The following is a 17508-nucleotide window of genomic DNA, read 5'->3' as shown; positions in this document are numbered from 1 at the left end:
CGTTAGCAATCCGACAACTTCACTCTACGAAGCCAGCTTCTCGTAGAGCACGCTTCCAGTCTTCTCGCGCCGCATCTGCTCGCGAATCCGGTCCAGCCCGCCATCATTCGACAGCCTGTCACGAAGCGTCTCCAGCGGCTCACGCGACTGAATCGAGAGCAGCAGCAGTTCGCGCTCCAGATCCTCTTCGCTCAACGTGACACCCTCCACCTCGGCGATGCGATCGAGGATCATCGAAACCTTCACCTCGTTCACCGCCAGGTCGCGCTGCGAGGCACGCAACTGAACGAAGTCCAGCTTGCGCATATCCTCAACCTTCATGCCCTGTTGAGCCAGCGCACGCAGTCCGCGATCCAACCGAGCTTCGATCTGCTGCTGCACGAACGCCTCGGGAACAGGGAACTGGAACTTCTCCACGAACTCGCCGAGCATCTTGTCCTTTGCGGCATTCTCAAGCGCGTTCTTCTTGCGATCCGAAGCATGCTCGCGCAGCTTGGTCTCGAACTCTTCCCAGCTCTCGTAGTTGCCCAGCTGCTTGGCGAACTCCGCGTCGCGCTCCGGGAAGCTCTTGTGCTTGATGCCCTTCACGGTCACGTCATAGCTCACCGTCTGCCCTGCAAGCCGCCGCTCGCCGAAGTCCGCCGGATAGTCCACCTCGAATTTCAGCTCCTGCCCAGGCTTCGCTCCACGCAGCGCCTCGTTGAAGGCAGCCAGCGTATTTTTTCCGCCAATCTCGATCAGCACATCCTCGCCAGTAATCGGCTCGTTGCTCGTGACGCTCTGCACTCCGTCCTCGGTCACCGTCTGCGCCAGGTCTTTTACCTCGCCGCGGAACTGAATCTCCGCCCAGTCGCCATCTGCCAGCGGACGATCCTCTTCCACCGTCTCAACGGTCGCATGGCTGTCCAGCACGCGTGCCAACTCTGCGGCGTACTCGTCGTCGGTCAGCGCAGCCTCAGGCTTCGTCACCGAAACACTGTCATAGCCCGCAATGTCGATCTCCGGCGCAACCTCAAACGCAGCCTTGAACTTCAACGGCTGTCCATCGAAAAGCTGTAGGTCCAGCAACTGTGGCTCCGACACCGGACGCAGCTTCTGCTCGTCGATCGCCTTGCGGAAGCGCTCCGACACCAGGCTCTCCAGAACCTCCTGCCGAACTTCCTTCGCAAACTTCGAACGCACCAGAGTCTCCGGCACCTTACCCGCGCGGAAGCCGGGGATCCTCGCCAGCTTCTGGTACCGCTTCACCACGGTCTTGAAGCTCTTCGACACCTCATCCGCGCCAACCTCAACGTCAATCTCTCGGGTCAGTTCCGGATTCAGCGCGGGTGCATGCTGATGCGTGTGCTCGTGATCGTGATGGTCATGAGCGTGGTCATGCTGCTCATGATCATGCGTAATCGCTACTTCTGGCTGCAGCTCTGCAGTCTCATTGGTCTCTGTCATCTCAGTCGGGGTCAAATCCATGCCTTCCAAAGTGCGCCTGTGTATGCCGCGCCGTCGCCGTTACCCTGACGAGCGCGATCCACGCCTCTTATCTACTGTACGAGTCCCGGTACGAGGGGGTCAAACCACACATCGCCGTTCGCGCTGGTCCGGGTCTCCGTAAACCCCGCCCCACAACTGCAGACCGTAAAAATGCAGCACTAAAAGCGTTCCGGCGGCGCCGAGCCCAGGGCAAATATCTCCAGCCGTACCCTCCATTGCGTGGTCTGGTTCGGCTGCAGCACGACCATCCCCGTATCCTCAGCCTTAGCCCACTCATGTCCAAAGGGATCGTCGTAGTTGAACTGTGGTTCGATCGAAATATACGATCCGTCCAACGGAGCGTATACCCGCAAAGCCTTGATGGTAGGCGACGTTGCCGTGATCCGCAGTCCATAGCCGCTCTCCGGATCGCGCAGCTCCGCGACCGGGCCATCTGCCATCATGCCCCGCTTCAACTGCACAAAGCTGTCGTCGAGGTTTAGCGCACCCAACTGTGCCCCCTCCCGCCTGGTAAAGTCATACTCGGTTCCTGTCACCGGCAGCAGTCTTCCACTCAACTCCCCGCTGCGACGATCCTTCACCTCCGCGCGAAGGCCTTCCGGCAGACGCAGCAGCATCTGGCCGCGATGCCCGCTCAAAATCGCAAATCGCGGATGCCAGCCGATGCCGATCGGTTCCGCGGTATCGCCGACATTATGAGCGACGATCCTCATCTCGATCACCCTGCCGCTCAACTCGACAGTCGTCGTAATCTCCGTCTTCGACAGCCAGTGGCCGTCGAAATCCCCCGGCTTAAACGTCGCCCTGGCCTCCCCTCCATCCGGCATGATGTTCGTGCTCACCGAAGTAGAAGGCTCCTTCAACAGCAAGCCTCCAGCCGCCGCTGCCCCATCGAGCCCGTAGCTGTCCTTCACCCCGGTCGGCAGGTTCAAATGAACTCCGCGCCACACCGCGGTCAGTCCTCCGTCCGGTGTTCGCGTCCCATAGATCCGGCCTGCCCAGGGAGCTTCAATCGCCGCCCCCATCGCCAGGCTCTTTGTTCCCGCAGCATCCGCCCCACTGCCGCTCAACTGCTCCGCCGCACTCTCAAGAGGTGGCGAAGCAAGCAGATTCACCTCTCCCATCTTTGGAAGATAGGCCGAAATCTGCAACATATTCATGCCGCGTCCCGGTAGCAACGTGGCCGACAGAAACTCCGGCCCGTTCCCGCCTACCATCTGGGTACGCTGCAGTTTAATCACATCCTGCCCACCCGGCCGAAACACAACGTCCTGCTTTGGCTTCGCCCGCAGCTGCTTCTTCAGCATCGCAAACTGTCCCAGTCTGTGGGTCCGCCACCCAAATGCCAAACCCGCCAGCAGCAGCGCCAGAACCAGCACAGTCAGCAGGCCGGAACGCATCACCGCCACATGCCATATGCTCCTGCGACGCTTAGCGGCCCACTCCTTCAGGAGTGCCCAGTACATCCTGCTCAGTCTTGGATCTTCCAACTTCCCGCCTATTCCCGTCGTGATATACGAACATCATTCTACTCAGTTGTTGGACGCGCCCATCTACCCTACCGTCTCCCACCAACTATGATGAGAAAGAGTGACACCCGCCAACACACAAAGTACGTCTCCACTCCTGCAGCAGATTCGCGAAACCATCATCACCTGTGAGCGTTGCCCACGTCTTCGCGACTACTGCCGCGGCATCGGCGAGACCAAACGCCGCGCCTACCTCGACCAGACCTACTGGTCACGCCCTGTTCCCGGCTTCGGAGATCCTCGCGCTCGCATCCTCATCCTCGGCCTCGCCCCTGGCGCACATGGAGCCAACCGCACCGGCCGTCCCTTCACCGGCGACGGCTCCGGCGACTTCATGTATCCCGTCCTCCATGAGCTCGGCCTCGCCAGCAAACCTCGCGCCGTCACCCGCGACGACGGCCTCAAGCTTCGTCACGCCTGGATCGCCTCCGTCGTTCGCTGCGCCCCGCCCGGCGACAAGCCACTCCCTCAGGAGATTCGCAACTGCGGCACGCACCTCGCTCACGAGATCCAAGCCTTACCCCGCGTGCGCGTCGTCGTCTGTCTCGGAAAGATAGCCTTCGACGGCTACATGGCGTTTCTTCTGCAGACTGGCGCCATCACCCGCAAATCAGACTATCGCTTCTCTCACGGAGCCGAATACCTTCTCCCCAACGGTCTTCATCTGCTCGCCACCTACCACCCATCCCTGCGCAACACCAACACCGGCCGCCTCAATCGATTGATGTTCACACGCATCTTCCTGCGGGCAAGGGAACTGGCCGGACTCACCGTCTAGAGCTGGTTCTTCTCCCCAAAGACATCCAGGGCAAAGAAGGCTGGTCCCACGATCATTGCAAGGAAAACAAGCGCGATCAAAACGTCTTTCATCGTCCACCTCTTCCTCACTGTAGCCTGCACCTACCCACTTTTTTGCGGAGCATGCAAAGTCAGGGAACCACCTCGCCATTACCTCGAATGATTCCCTGTAACTGTCTCAAAACCTTCGCAATATCAAAAAACAACCAACCAATTGCTGCCCCGGCGAATCCTATCCTCTAGAGAAGCAAAATCTCGCACGAGGTACTTCGAATGAGTGCAAAGAATTACTGGTTTGCCTTCGGCATCGGCGTTAGCGCAGGAGCCGCAATCGCTCTTCTCTACGCTCCACAAACCGGAGTCAAAACTCGCAAGCAGCTCCGCAAAAGAGCGGAGGACGCAGGCGACTATCTGGAGGACGCAGGCAACTACCTCAAGGCTCAGGCCGAGCGCCTCAGCGACGAGGCTCAGAAGGCCATCAAACGCACCAAGGGACAGGTGGATTACGCCGTCGACAAGGCAGGCGATGTCGTCAACAGTGCTGTGAAGTCGGCACAATCTCTCGTTTAGTTTTTCATTGTCCCAATCTGCCTTCTCTGGAACGCGAACATCCCGGAACCTTCCGGGATGTTTCGCGTTAACCCATCCGAAGCCTGTCAAATCGCCAAAAGTTCACACCGCCAAGAACCCGTCATTCTGAGCGCAGCCAAGAACCTCTACATTTGCTTTTGCTGTTGCCTGTTCTTTCACCCACCCTCAAAAAAACATCGTCATTTCGACCGAAGCTGTTCACGGCCTCATCGTGAACAGCTCAGTGGATTGCGGCTACAACTTTCAATTGCAGCGAACCGATTCATGCTGCGGTATCCGTCAAGACCCCCGCATTTCGCCTTTGCTGTTGTCCGTTCTTCACTCACGCTATTTCAAGCTTCGGCAAGCTCCAAAAAATCAAACGCCCCGGCAGTCAGCCGAGGCGTTTGAAGTCGAATCCGTGCTAACCGCACTAAACGGTGGTCAGTTCAAGACCAGCCATCTTCTCTTCGCCATCAGCCGAGATAGGACGGTAGAACAATTTGTTGTTCTCCATGTAGACCTCGAGGAACGCCGGCCGCTCAACGATCCCGCCGCCAATCAACGCCTCCGACAGAGGATCCTCGACGAACCGCTGCAGTGCGCGACGCAGAGGCCGCGCCCCATAGCTCCGATCCGAAGCCGTCTTCTCGATGATCCACTTCTTCGCATCATCGGCCACAGAGATAGTGATCGCCTTGTGCACCAGGTTCACGTTCAACTGTTGCACCAGCAGCTCGAGAATCTGCATCAGGTCAGCATCCGACAGCGACGTGAAGATGATGATCTCGTCCAGACGGTTCAGGAACTCCGGGTTGAAGGTCCGCTTCACCTCGCCCCGCACCAGCTCTTCCATCTTGTCGAGAACCATATCCTCCTTCTCGCTCTGGAAGCCCAGCCCCTGCCGCTTCTGCAGATGCTTCGCTCCAATATTCGACGTCATGATAACGATGCAGTTCTTGTAGTCGACCGTGTTGCCCAGACCATCTGTCAGCTGCCCGTCTTCAAACACCTGCAGCAGCAGATTGAACACATCCGGATGCGCCTTCTCGATCTCATCGAGCAGCACCACGCAGTACGGATTACGCTTCACGCGCTCCGTAAGCTGGCCGCCCTCTTCATACCCCACATATCCCGGAGGCGAACCGATCAACTTGCTCACAGAGTGCTTCTCCATGAACTCCGACATATCGAAACGAATAAGCGCCTTCTCGCTGCCGAACAGGAATTGCGCCAGCGTCCGCGCCATCTCCGTCTTACCCACGCCCGTAGGTCCAAGGAACAGGAAGCTTCCAATCGGTCGGGCAGGATTCTTCAACCCCGCACGCGATCGCCGAATAGCCCGCGCCAGCGCCGAGATCGCCTTATCCTGCGAGATCACGCGCTTGTGCAGCTCCTCCTCGACCCGCAGCAACCGCTGCGTCTCCTCTTCCTTCAGTGACGTAATCGGCACGCCCGTCCAGCGGCTCACCACATCCTCGATATCTCCCCGCGTCACAATCCCCGCCGAAGAATCGTCCAGGTGATACTTGTCGCGCAGCGCCCGCAGATTCTCCCGCTCCTTGCGCTCTTCATCCGAGTAGAACCGAGCCTTCTCGAACTCATGATTCGCAATCGCGTTCTCCATCCTGTGCACGATGAACTTGATCCGCTTCTGCACCTCGGTCAGCTCTTCAGGCATCGAGGTCTGCCGCAGCTTCACGCGAGCACCCGCCTCATCGATCAAATCAATCGCCTTATCCGGCAGGAACCGATCAGGAATATACCGGCTGGAGTGCGATACCGAGAACGTAATCGCATCGTCCGTATAGCTCACCGCATGGAACTTCTCGTACTTCTCCTTGATCCCCATGATGATCTTGATCGCGTCTTCTTCGTTCGGCGGTGGCACCTTCACCGCCTGAAAACGCCGCTCCAAAGACCGATCCTTCTCAATCGACTTCCGGTACTCCGCAGGAGTCGTCGCGCCGATGCACTGAATCTCGCCGCGAGACAGAGCAGGCTTGAGGATATTGGCAGCATCCAGGGACCCCTCCGCCGACCCAGCGCCAACCAGCGTATGCAACTCATCGATAAACACGATCGAGTTCTGATTCTCCATCAGCTCCTTCATGATCGTCTTCAGCCGTTCTTCAAATTGCCCGCGATACTTCGTTCCCGCAACGATCAGCGAAAGATCAAGCGCCAAGACCCGCTTATCGGCAAGGAAACTCGGCACCTCGCCATCGGCAATCTTCTGTGCAAGCCCTTCGACGATGGCCGTCTTACCCACACCAGGCTCCCCAATCAGCACCGGATTATTCTTCGTGCGACGGCAAAGAATCTGAATCACACGATCAACTTCACTATCGCGCCCAACCAGCGGATCCAGCTGCTGATCCATCGCCGACTGCGTCAGGTCTCGCGAAAACTCCGCCAGCATACTCTGCTCGCCACGCTGTCCCTTACTTCCGCTCGAAGAAGGCGTCTTCTCCTGCGTCGTCCGCTGCAGCTCTTCACGAATCGCCGGCAGACGCAACCCACGTTCCTGCAGAATCTCTGCCGCAAAGCACTTCTCCTCGCGCAGCAGTCCCAGCAGCAGATGCTCGGTCCCAATATGTTTATGCGAGAGCCGCTCTGCCTCCTCCGCCGCATACGCCAACACTCGCTTGCACTCATTCGAGAGCGGCAGATCGACCGAAGTCGACACCTTCTCCCGAATCGTCGTATGGCCTTCAATCTGTTTGCGTATCGACTCCACCGACGCGTGCGACCGCAAGAAGCGGTTCGTCAATGCCTTGTCCTCACGCAACAGACCAAGCAGCAGGTGCTCAGTCTCGATGTAAGGCGACCCAAACTGACTGGCCTCATAGCGAGCAAAAAAGATCACCCGCCGCGCCTTCTCCGTATAGCGTTCGAACATATATCCCCTTCAAGCCGGCCACCATCCAGCCCGAAGGCCGCATAGCGCCGTTGGTCCCAACAACCGTCTCCGTGCCGCTCGCTCCCAGAGACAAATCAGGCTACTTCAACCTGCGAAGCATCCATCCCACTACTTCTTAGTGTAGTCGTCCGTCCAAAATATTCGAAATCCCTCGAAAGTTATGCATAACTTAGCACTCTTTTAGACGCAACCTGTGCAAAACCAGCACCAAATTAGGTGCACTTTAGAAAACTTCCATTCCTTCTGTTGATTAGATGATTTCGAGAGCAGGGAAGGAGCAGTCTTGCCAAATCACTGAAGGATAGGAAGATCGGACGCTGTTCACTGTGGAGATCTCGGTCCTCTCGGAGGTTGCTTCCCAAAAAAACACTAAGTCGAATCAAAGCCGCCACAGCAAAGATACGAGTCAGCTTTGACAGATCGTGAACGCCCGAACGTAGCGGCTGAACCTTCGATCTCTCGATCCCGTTCCGTTCGAACTACATCTTCCCCGTTCGCGCGTCCACCAACCGACCCTCTCGCAGCTTCAGCACCCGATCGCATCGCTCGGCAAACTCCAGGTTATGCGTCACCAGCACACTCGTCAGCCCATGCGCCTCATGCAGCCGCTGAATCAAACTGAATACCGCCTCCGCCGTCTTCCCATCCAGATCCCCCGTCGGCTCATCCGCCAGCAGCAACCTCGGCTCGGTCACCAGTGCCCGCGCCAGGCTCACCCTCTGTTGCTCTCCTCCGCTCAACTCCCCCGAACGATGCTCCGCCCGATCCCCCAATCCCACCTCATTCAACCAGAACCGCGCCTTCTCCAACGCCTCGGCCCGTCTCATCCCGCGAGCCAGCAGCGGCATCGCAGCATTCTCCAGCGCAGAAAACTCCGGCAACAAGTAATGAAACTGCCAGACATACCCCACATCGCGATTGCGAAACTCCGCAGCCTGCTTCGGCGTAAACGAGCTCAGTCGGGCCTCCCCACACCACACCTCCCCAGCCGTCGGCGTATCCAGCGCCGCCAGCAAATGCAGCAGGGAACTCTTCCCCGCGCCGCTCTCCCCCACAATCGCGACCATCTCGCCCGCATGAACCTTCAGATCCAGCCCACGAAACAGCTCCAGCGCCGGCCGCGCCGAACCACTACTCGCCGAACCTCTGCTCGAAGACCCGCCACTCGAAGCAACCGCCGCATAGATCTTCGTCAGCCCAACCGCCCGCATCACCACCGTCCGCTCCCGCACCACCGGCAATGGCTCCAGCGTCCCCTCATTCTCAAACCGAACATCGCCATTCAGCGGATCGCTCAACCCTTCACCTCATCCATTCATTCCCAATAGAAGCGTCATCTCGACCGGAGTCGCGCGGCCTCATCGCGCGACGCAGTGGAGAGACCCCCGCATTTTGCCATTCAGCCACGTATCTCTCCACCGACGCCCTTCGCACTGCCGTGCCCCGAATGCGCCCCCAGCGAAATCGCAATCCGATTCCAGGCATTGATCGTCGTAATCACCAGCGTCAAATTCACTGTCTCGATCTCGCTGAAGTGCTCCCTCACCTCGTCATACACCGCATCCGGAGCATGTCCATCCTGAATATTCGTCACCGCTTCCGTCCAGGCCAGCGCCGCCCGCTCCCGCTTCGTGTAAGCCTCAGACCCGCGCCAATCACCAACCTCCGCAATCCGCTCCGCGGTCTCATTCGCCCTCTTCAGCTCCGCAGTATGCACACGAACGCAATACTCACATCCATTCGTCAACGAAGCCTTCAACCGCACCAACCCCATCAACGAAGCCTCCAGCCCCGTCTGAGTATTCAGGTAATGCTCCAGCTCTTGCATCCGCGCCAAACCCTCCGGCGCCAACTGCCCATACTTCAACCTTGGGTTACTCATATCGCAAAGCCTCCGCCGGCAACACCTTCGCCGCACTTCCACTCGGGTAAATCGTAGCAATCAGACTCACTCCCAAACTCACCGCCGCCACAATCACCGCATCCACAACCCGCGGCGCGAACGGCAGATAATCAATCGAATAAACCGCAGCATCCAGCCGGATAAACCGGTAGTGCCCACCCAGCCAACTCAATCCATATCCAAGAATCAACCCCAGCACCGTCCCAATCACCGAGATCAGCAACCCCTGCATCAAAAATATCCGCCTCACCTGATCCGCCCTCACCCCGAAGCTCATCAGCACTGCAATATCGCGCGTCTTCTCCATCACCATCATGGTCAGCGCAATCAGAATATTCAGCGCAGCCACACAAACAATCAGCGCCAGCACAATAAACGTCACCACCTGCTCCAGCTTCAGTGCGCGAAACAACTCACGATTCTGCTCCATCCAGTTCGTCGTCTGAAAGCCCTTGCCCGCCGCATCTTCTATCGCCCGACCCACGCGATCCGCGTGATACAGATCATCCACCTTGAAGCTGATCACCGAGATCAGATCCGGCTCACTAAAGAGCCTCTGCGCATCCATCAACCGCAGAAACGCATAGCTCGAGTCATACTGATAAAAACCCGACTTGAAGATCCCCACCAACTGAAACCGCTCATACTTCGGCACCAGCCCCAGCGGCGTCAACTCCCCTTGCGGACTCGTCACCAGCACACCATCCCCAACCTTTGCCCCCAGCGACTCCGCCATATCCTGTCCAATCACAATCGGCGGAATCTCCCGCGACACACCTCCTCCGCAATCATTCCGCGCACTCGTCCCGCTCCCGCAAGGAGCAGCCGCCACAGCCGGCTCCAACGCCGCAGCCGAGCCCTGCACCACACTCTGCAGCAGATCCCCGACCGTCTTCTCATCCGCCGGAATCACGCCCTTCACCAACCCACCACCACTCCTCGCCCCCTTCGAGATCAGCACCTGCCCATACAATCCCGGAGCAGCGGCCACCACATGCGGCACGCCGCGAAGCCGCGCCAGCAGCGGTCGCCAGTCCCGTATCCCATCGCCCGCCACCCTCATCAGGTCCACATGCGAGGTCGACCCCACCAGCCGCTCCTGCAGATCCCTGCGCATCCCATTGGTAATCGCCAGCGCGATAATCAGCGAAGCCACACCAGCAGCAACTCCAATCACTGAAATTGCCGTGATCACCCCCACCACAGCCTGCCGTCGCTTCGCCCGCAGATAACGCGCCGCAATAAAAAATTCAAATCGCATCGACTTCCAGCTTACTATCCGCCACAGCCGAGCAACGCGAGGCCCGACGCCTTTCACCCGCCTCAACAAGGTATACAAGTCACGAAGTGACCGCGCGCCGCGCAGGCGGCCCGTCCGGCAGGACAAGCAGCCTCAGTGCGCGATCACCTTAGGCAGATTCCAATGCCGCGACACCGCCACCATCCGCAACGCAAAGCAACAAACCCCACCCACCGTCATAGCAATCGTCCTCGGCACCTTCAGCGCCAACCCAATCACCATCAACGAGGCTCCCGCCAGCGCAGCCGACGCATAAATATCCGTATTTAAAATCCCTGGCACCCGCGTCATCAGTACATCCCGTATCGTCCCACCACCGACACCAGTGAGCACACCCATCAGCACCGCGATCATCGGGTTGATCCCAAACTCCAGCGCCTTTCCCGCGCCTGCCATCGCAAACAACGCCAGCCCAGCCGCGTCCAGCGTAATCAACAACTGCTGCGGCACATGCTGAAACGATTGATAAAAACAAAACACCGCTCCACCACCCGCAAACGCCGTAGCTCCATACCTCCAGTCGCGAATACTATTCGGAGGCACCGCCCCGATCAGCAGATCCCTCACCGTCCCACCACCGAGGGCCGTCACGAACGACACAACCAGCAGTCCCAGCAGATCCAGCTCACCGCGAATCCCCGCCAGCGCCCCCTCCACCGCAAACACGAACGTCCCCACCAGGTCCACCGCCAACAGCACCACATCCTGCCTGTACTTCGGAAACCAGTCCCGCAGCGCCACTACCGCACCACCGCCTTCACTGCGACGACATTCTCATACCGGTCGTATACCCTCACCGCCAGCACATGCTCCTTCGCATCACTCACCGGAGCCGTAGCCGCAGGCACCGCAACCGTAAAGTCATATCGCTCCGAAAGCGAATCCGAAACCTTCCCCACCGGCTCCAGATACTGCCATGGCCCAGCATCAATCGAATACTCCGCATGCGCAATCGGCGAAGTAGCATCCCGAGCCTCCAACGTCGCATGAATAAAAGTCGATGCAGCTTTGTTCGGACCGCTTTGCTCAAACAAAGTCTGTTTCGTAGCCGTCAACACCCCAGGCACCGGCGGCGTCGTATCCACCACAAATACCTCACTCGCCCGCTCTCCCGTCAACGCCTCCGCATCCGTATGCACAGGAGCATCGCTCGCCACCACCTTCACCTCGTATCTCCCATCAGGCAGCAGCGCAGAATCGAAGCTGTAGACCCTCTCCGAAATTTTGTCCTTCAATAACCGCCAGTTCGCCTCACCCACCCCGCGATACCACACGGCAAACATCAGATCATCGCCGTTGTCGTCATGTGCCATCCACCGCACCGTAACCGCCGTCTTGTCCTTCTGCGCCATCAGCGGAGCCGCGTTCGAATCTGTCGAAAAACTCACCGCAGGCGTAGCCCCCGCAGCAGCAGGGAAGGCGACCTGCACCGTAGCGTTCGCCGCAACCGGCGTCACCGGCGTCACCCGCGCCCCCGGCTGCACCACTACCTCATCCACCACCGGAGCCAGATTCCGCTGCAGATAGTTCAGCCCCACAGCATCCACCGATCCGCCGCTACGCAGCACAGCCTTCCACTGCACAAATCGTCCCGGAGGCACCGCGAAGCTCCCGTCCCTGCCAACGCGAGCCCACTCACTCCATCCCATCACCGGGCTCTCCACATTACCGCTCCGCACAAACAGATCGAACCCCGCCGCCGACCCAGCCCTTACCTCCGCGCGCCCCCACTGCGAAAAGCTCTGCGCATCGAAGACATCACTCGTATAGATCGCCGCCGGCGCAACCGCATCTCCCAGCCGAAACACCTTCCCGCTATTACTCGTCGCTATCAGCAACCCATCCTTCACTGCGGCAAACGCCATCCCTTGCGAGGCCTCCAGATGCGCAACATCACTGAAGCGCCCGCTGCCACTCGCATCCAGGCGTCCCGCATCCGTCTTCCCCGCATCGATCTTGCCCACATCAATCCTGTAGACGCGCCCGCGATTTCCCGTCGCCACCAGCAAACTCCCATTCCGAACCGCCAGCCCATACACCACATCATCCTTCAGCGTCAGCAGCTTCTGCGGAGCCCCATCCGCCGCAATCCTGTAGATCTCCGACCCATCCGGCACCAGCGTATTCGACCCCGCCGCCGTCGAGGACCCCGGCTGCACAAACGTGATCGTCACCCCCACGCCGCCCGTCACCGGCAGCGGCGGCAGCGTCGAGTGTCCCTTCGTCCCCACCCCCGCCGCATACACATCTCCTGCCGCGTCCATCGCCAGCGCAGTAATCTCTCGCCGTCCTGCAGCGTAAGCCGCAAACGGCTTCGCCCCCACCGTCCCCGTCGCGAACCGATACACCACACCCGAGCCATCCGACCCAGCCCACAACGTCCCATCCGGCGCCAGCAACAGACACCGAATGTGCTGATCCGCCGTCTTGAACAACACCTCCGCCTTGCCGCCTCCCGCAGGCACCCGGTACACCACCGCCGGAGCACCCGCCGCCACATACACCTCGCCGCCTGTACCCACCGCCAGGTCCCAAAGATACTTCGGCTTCTCCTCCGTCATCGCAGGATCGAACACCACCACCGCCGCCCCACCACCCGCAGGAATCCGATACACCTTCCCATCCGGCGAAGTCGCCGCCAGCACACTTCCATCCGCCGCCACACGAAGCGCCTGCACTGCCAGCTCTTTCCCCGCAAAGATCTGTGTAGCCGTCCCCTCGGGCGTTACCTTCATCACCAACGCTGACCCGGCCGCCGTCCCACCCAACCCCACGTAGCCGTTCCCCGCGGCATCGCTCGCCAGCGCCCACGCATAGCTCTTCCCACTCTCATACACAAGTGAACTGGCCGGCCCCGCCTCCAGCCGTCCATCGCTGCGGATAGACACACCTTCCGCATTGCCTTTTTCCATCTCGTCGTAGCGTTCCACGCTCCACAGCTTCGTACCCTGCGCGCTCGCCCACCCAGACAGCAGGGAAGACCCCACCACTAATCCCGTAACCAACACTCGTCGCATCATTCTGATCCTGAGTCTAAAGTATCTGCGCAAACTTGAGACCTCGACCTATTCAGCAGGCATGCCTAAAATCGAAGGCATGACCAAACCCGCCATCGTTCAAGCGGTCTTCACTGGCCAGCCCAAATCGATCACCGACGAGCGTGGCACTTGGACCTCGTCGATCCTTCGTGATCGCGTCGATGGCCCGGTACACGTCTCTCTCCACGGACTCGCCGGTGACCGGGCCGCCCAGCCTTATCACGGAGGTCCCGGCGCAGCGGTCTGCGTGCATTTGACCGATCACTATTCCTTCTGGAACACCCAATACAAGATGAATCTCCAAGCCGGATCTGTCGGCGAAAACGTCACCCTCGATCATGTCGCCGAACATCAGGTATGTGTGGGCGATAGAGTGCGGCTGGGAACCACGCTCGTCCAGGTCAGCGGCCCGCGCGTCCCTTGCGCCAATCTCGCCCGGCGGATTGGACGTCCAGACTGGGTCAAGCTCACCATCCGAGAAAATCGCACAGGCTTTTATCTGCGTGTACTCGAACCGGGCACACTTCAGGCAGGAAACCAGTGGATCATCGAGGAACGAGTCAACCAGGAGGGCTCGATACCGGCAATCAACCGCTGCATGTATCTCGAATTCGACGCTAGCTATGCTCGCAAAATGCTGGAGATGCCCGGTTTGGAAGCGTGGTGGAAAGACCAGGCGCGTCAAAAAATCCAGGATCAAACCGGCCACTGGACATCAACCATGAAGAGTGGAGGCAACTGATCGCTGTGCCCTCCGCAAGCTGATCTCAGCTCTGGAGCAATTTTTCTATTTGGTATAGAGATTCTTGTCATTCCGCAGCGAAGCGGAGGAATCTGCTTTTCGTCCTCAGTCGGCAGCCTCTATACCAAGCGAAATCCGCTCTAGTTCGTCAGTACAGCGCGATACCGTACCTGGTTCTTCTTCACCTTAGTCACAGCGTCGTTCGCCTTCGCCATCGCAAACCGCTCCGTAACCGCCTTAACCCCATGACGTGCCGCAACGTCCAGCATCTCGCTTATCTCATGCGGACTTCCGATGTTACTTCCGGCAACAACCTTCTGGCTCGTAATCAGCGATGCCCCCAGGATAGGCATCGGAGACGGCGGCGCCCCAACGATGCAAAGAGTCCCCTTGGGTCGCAGCGCATTCACATAAGCCTGCCAATCCTGATCCGCGCTTACCGTCGAAAGCAGAAGATCAAACGACCCGGCAACCTTCTTCAAGGCGCCAGTGTCACGCGTATTCACAAAATGATGCGCCCCCAGCTGCTTCGCCTCAGCCTCTTTATCCTTCGAGGTCGAGAACGCCGTCACCTCTGCGCCAAACGCCTTCGCAAACTGCAGTCCGAGATGCCCAAGACCGCCAATTCCGATTACCCCCACCCGCGACGACGGGCGAACTTCATAGTTCCTCAACGGCGAGTACACCGTAATTCCACCACACAGCAGCGGAGCCGCACTCTCACTCTCGAGCGTCGAGGGCAAAGGGACCGCAAACCGCGAATCGACACGAACCTTGTCCGAAAACCCGCCATTACGTCCCACACAAGTCGGTTGCGCCTTCGCGCACAGCTGCTCCTGCCCCTGCCGGCACCACTCGCAGATCCCGCAGCTATCCGCCTGCCAGCCAACTCCCACACGCTCGCCCATCGTACGGTCCTTCACCGCCGAGCCCACCCCCACAATCGTCCCCACAATCTCATGGCCGGGAATAAACGGATACTTACTCATTCCCCAGTCATTGTCGATCAGGTGAACATCGCTATGGCACACGCCACAGTGCGAGATCTTGATCTCGACATCATTCCCCTGCAACTCGCCCGGATCGTATTTGTAAGCTAGTAAGTGTGCGCCGGCCGCATGAACAGCGAGACCATGTATTTCACTCATTTGAAGTCTTTCCCTTTTAGCGCGGAACATATCCGCCGCGCCTACCCTCTGATGCTACAACACCACCCCGAGCAAAAAAATCATCCACACGCTAATCGCACTTGTCGCAACCACCGTGTAACAAGACCTGCCCCACCACTTATTGGCCTGCCCTCATCCTCACCCTGCTACCTCACCACCAGATTCAATACCTGGTAGCCATTCACAGCATACCCCGCCTCCACCGACCCCGCAGCCAGCACACTCTCCCCCGTTAGTTGCATCTTCTGCGCATCTTTTAACGGCTCGAAAACATTCGCCATCGACAGCGGTACTCCCGGCAGAGCCTCACCCTCCAGTACCGCCTGCGTCGCATGGTTCAGCAGCGTCACATAGACCCGGTCGTTCTCATGCATCCGGTTCAGCGTGGCCACCGTATCGGCCAGCCCCACCGACCGCTCCGCCCCCGTCTTCGTAATCAGCCTGTCTACGGTCGCGCCATCGCTCACCACAACACGCATCGCTCCCGCACTCACACTATCCGGAACCCTCACCTTCACCCGCACCATCCGAGCCTCAGCCTGGTACGGATGCACCACCGCCTCCACCTCAATCTCGTCCCCCGCACGCGCCTCCGTCCTGCTCAAACGCGCCGACTCCAATACCGCCGACATCCGCGCCGGAATCGCCTCCACCTTCAGCCTCACCCCCGTCACCACCGGCTGATCCAGCGCATTCCCATACACCTTGCTGAACCGGTCATTCACCAGCAGAGCCGCATTGATCGTCGCCGGGTTCAACTCGTTTTGCGCCATCAGCCCCTGCATCCGCACCGGCGGCAGCCCCTTCACGTCGATCTCGCCCGACAGCCGGTAACTCAACTCCTCCGCCGCAGTATTGTTCGTCTGCAAGCTCTGGTACACCGACACCAGCATCGCCGACGGCGTCAGCTGCCGGTTATCCAGCACCTCAAAGTGCAGCGTCTTCGTCTTCCCCTGCAGTCCTTTCTCCATCGCAGGAGGAACCACCTCCACCACCACCGGAATCATCCGTGCCTCCACCCCAAACCGCCCCATAATCGCCGAAGCACGATCCTCCGTAAACGCCCCTACCGTCTCCGTCGTGTTAATAATCTTGAACGCATTCAGCGGAGAAGCCAGCGACGCTAGCACCGTTGCCTTGGTCATCGGCATATCCACCGGCCCATACTGCGTAATCGGATGTCCGCACGCCAGCAGCCGCGTCGGGTCCACATACGTCACCGTGCAAGTCCCCGCCATCGACAGATCCCCCCGCACCAGCACCGCGCTCACCGCACTCCCCGGCACCAGCGGCTCCGGCTGCACCGCAGCAGAGTCCGCCCCACCCAACCCCACTACCGGCGTCAACCCCATCGCCCGGAAACGATCCCCAAATCGCTCCACCGTCTCCTGGCTGAACCCGCCCATCACCAGCGGAGTCTCCATCGCCCGCATCTCCGGCTGCCCCTCAAACTCTCTGCTCACCTCAGGCAGCTTCACTCCGGCCAACTTCATCGCAGCCGCGCCGTCTCCATCCCGCACCTGCAGCATCGACTCGATCGGTGTAATCCCCGCAATCGGCTCCTTGCTGAACTGCCCAATCCGATAACTCAGCGCCCCCACCAGCCGCCCGTCGATGTACACCGGGCTCCCGCTCATCCCCGCCACCACGCCCGTATACTCCGGCTTATCCCCATGCAGCCTCGCCAGAATCATGTCCTGCCCCGGCCCCAGCGCATCTTTCAAAAGTCCGAGAATCTCCACCTGCATCGGCTCCGGGTTCACCCCTTCGAACACCGTATAAGCCACCCCGCGCATCCCCCGCTTCACCTCACCCAGCGGAAAAAACTTCGTCACCACCGGAGCAGTCGAAGGCGCCGCCACCGCAGTCCATCCCCCCGCCCCACTCACCGCCTGCCCCTCGGCCCAGGCCCCTTCTACCAGCACAGAACTCCCCAACATCCCGCCTACTGCCAGGCCAACTATCCACAACCGAGTCTTTACCGCAGCCATCACGTCTACAGACTACTAGAACGCCCTCATCATTGGCCGCCGTGCTCTATGCGAATA

13 protein-coding genes are annotated in these 17508 nt (G+C 59.4%); 3 read left to right on the top strand and 10 right to left on the bottom strand.

Features of this window, described 5'->3' with window-relative positions; all coding sequences use genetic code 11:
* Window positions 1-24: 24 nt before the first annotated feature.
* Together tig and RBB81_RS17305 are read right to left on the bottom strand one after the other, a co-directional pair.
* Entirely contained in the window at window positions 25-1446 is a 1422-nt protein-coding gene (gene tig, locus RBB81_RS17310; RefSeq protein ID WP_353071505.1) for a trigger factor, read from the bottom strand.
* A 200-nt stretch (window positions 1447-1646) separates the two neighbouring features.
* The gene (locus tag RBB81_RS17305) at window positions 1647-2978 is read right to left on the bottom strand and encodes an aldose 1-epimerase (protein WP_179584101.1); all 1332 of its coding nucleotides are present in this window, start codon (window positions 2976-2978) and stop codon (window positions 1647-1649) included.
* A 100-nt stretch (window positions 2979-3078) separates the two neighbouring features.
* Between RBB81_RS17305 and RBB81_RS17300 the strand changes: the two genes are divergently transcribed.
* Window positions 3079-3795, top strand: a complete 717-nt coding sequence (locus RBB81_RS17300; RefSeq protein WP_179584099.1) for a uracil-DNA glycosylase family protein — start codon at window positions 3079-3081, stop codon at window positions 3793-3795.
* Between the two features lie 293 nt (window positions 3796-4088).
* On the top strand, window positions 4089-4385 hold the full coding sequence (locus tag RBB81_RS17295) for a YtxH domain-containing protein (RefSeq protein ID WP_179584097.1): 297 nt from the start codon (window positions 4089-4091) through the stop codon (window positions 4383-4385).
* 433 nt (window positions 4386-4818) lie between these two features.
* On the opposite strand, the gene RBB81_RS17290 is transcribed toward RBB81_RS17295, so the two are convergent.
* The 6 genes from RBB81_RS17290 to RBB81_RS17265 form a co-directional block, all read right to left on the bottom strand.
* A complete protein-coding gene (locus RBB81_RS17290) occupies window positions 4819-7287 on the bottom strand; it encodes an ATP-dependent Clp protease ATP-binding subunit (RefSeq protein ID WP_353071504.1) in 2469 nt (822 codons plus the stop codon).
* Between the two features lie 500 nt (window positions 7288-7787).
* On the bottom strand, window positions 7788-8606 hold the full coding sequence (locus RBB81_RS17285) for an ABC transporter ATP-binding protein (protein WP_246373414.1): 819 nt from the start codon (window positions 8604-8606) through the stop codon (window positions 7788-7790).
* 101 nt (window positions 8607-8707) lie between these two features.
* On the bottom strand, window positions 8708-9190 hold the full coding sequence (locus RBB81_RS17280; protein ID WP_353071503.1) for a carboxymuconolactone decarboxylase family protein: 483 nt from the start codon (window positions 9188-9190) through the stop codon (window positions 8708-8710).
* Window positions 9183-10472, bottom strand: a complete 1290-nt coding sequence (locus RBB81_RS17275; protein ID WP_353071502.1) for an FtsX-like permease family protein — start codon at window positions 10470-10472, stop codon at window positions 9183-9185. The genes RBB81_RS17280 and RBB81_RS17275 overlap by 8 nt, the downstream gene beginning before the upstream one ends.
* Window positions 10473-10604: 132 nt before the next feature.
* Entirely contained in the window at window positions 10605-11252 is a 648-nt protein-coding gene (locus RBB81_RS17270; RefSeq protein ID WP_353071501.1) for a trimeric intracellular cation channel family protein, read from the bottom strand.
* On the bottom strand, window positions 11252-13531 hold the full coding sequence (locus RBB81_RS17265) for a hypothetical protein (RefSeq protein WP_353071500.1): 2280 nt from the start codon (window positions 13529-13531) through the stop codon (window positions 11252-11254). The genes RBB81_RS17270 and RBB81_RS17265 overlap by 1 nt, the downstream gene beginning before the upstream one ends.
* A gap of 58 nt (window positions 13532-13589) precedes the next feature.
* Here RBB81_RS17265 and RBB81_RS17260 point away from each other — a divergent pair, with 58 nt between their 5' ends.
* Window positions 13590-14291, top strand: coding sequence for an MOSC domain-containing protein (locus tag RBB81_RS17260; protein WP_353071499.1), 702 nt, complete (start codon window positions 13590-13592; stop codon window positions 14289-14291).
* Between the two features lie 140 nt (window positions 14292-14431).
* On the opposite strand, the gene RBB81_RS17255 is transcribed toward RBB81_RS17260, so the two are convergent.
* Both RBB81_RS17255 and RBB81_RS17250 read right to left on the bottom strand, forming a co-directional pair.
* A complete protein-coding gene (locus tag RBB81_RS17255; RefSeq protein WP_353071498.1) occupies window positions 14432-15439 on the bottom strand; it encodes an NAD(P)-dependent alcohol dehydrogenase in 1008 nt (335 codons plus the stop codon).
* Between the two features lie 167 nt (window positions 15440-15606).
* Window positions 15607-17451: a SpoIVB peptidase S55 gene (locus RBB81_RS17250; protein WP_353071497.1), complete on the bottom strand. Its 1845-nt coding sequence runs from the start codon at window positions 17449-17451 to the stop codon at window positions 15607-15609.
* Between the last annotated feature and the right edge of the window lie 57 nt (window positions 17452-17508).

It is taken from the genome of Tunturibacter gelidoferens (assembly GCF_040358255.1).
GTDB classification, from domain to species: domain Bacteria; phylum Acidobacteriota; class Terriglobia; order Terriglobales; family Acidobacteriaceae; genus Edaphobacter; species Edaphobacter gelidiferens.
The sequence above is the reverse complement of the archived record's forward strand: the minus strand, read 5'-3'. Positions and strand labels throughout refer to the sequence as shown.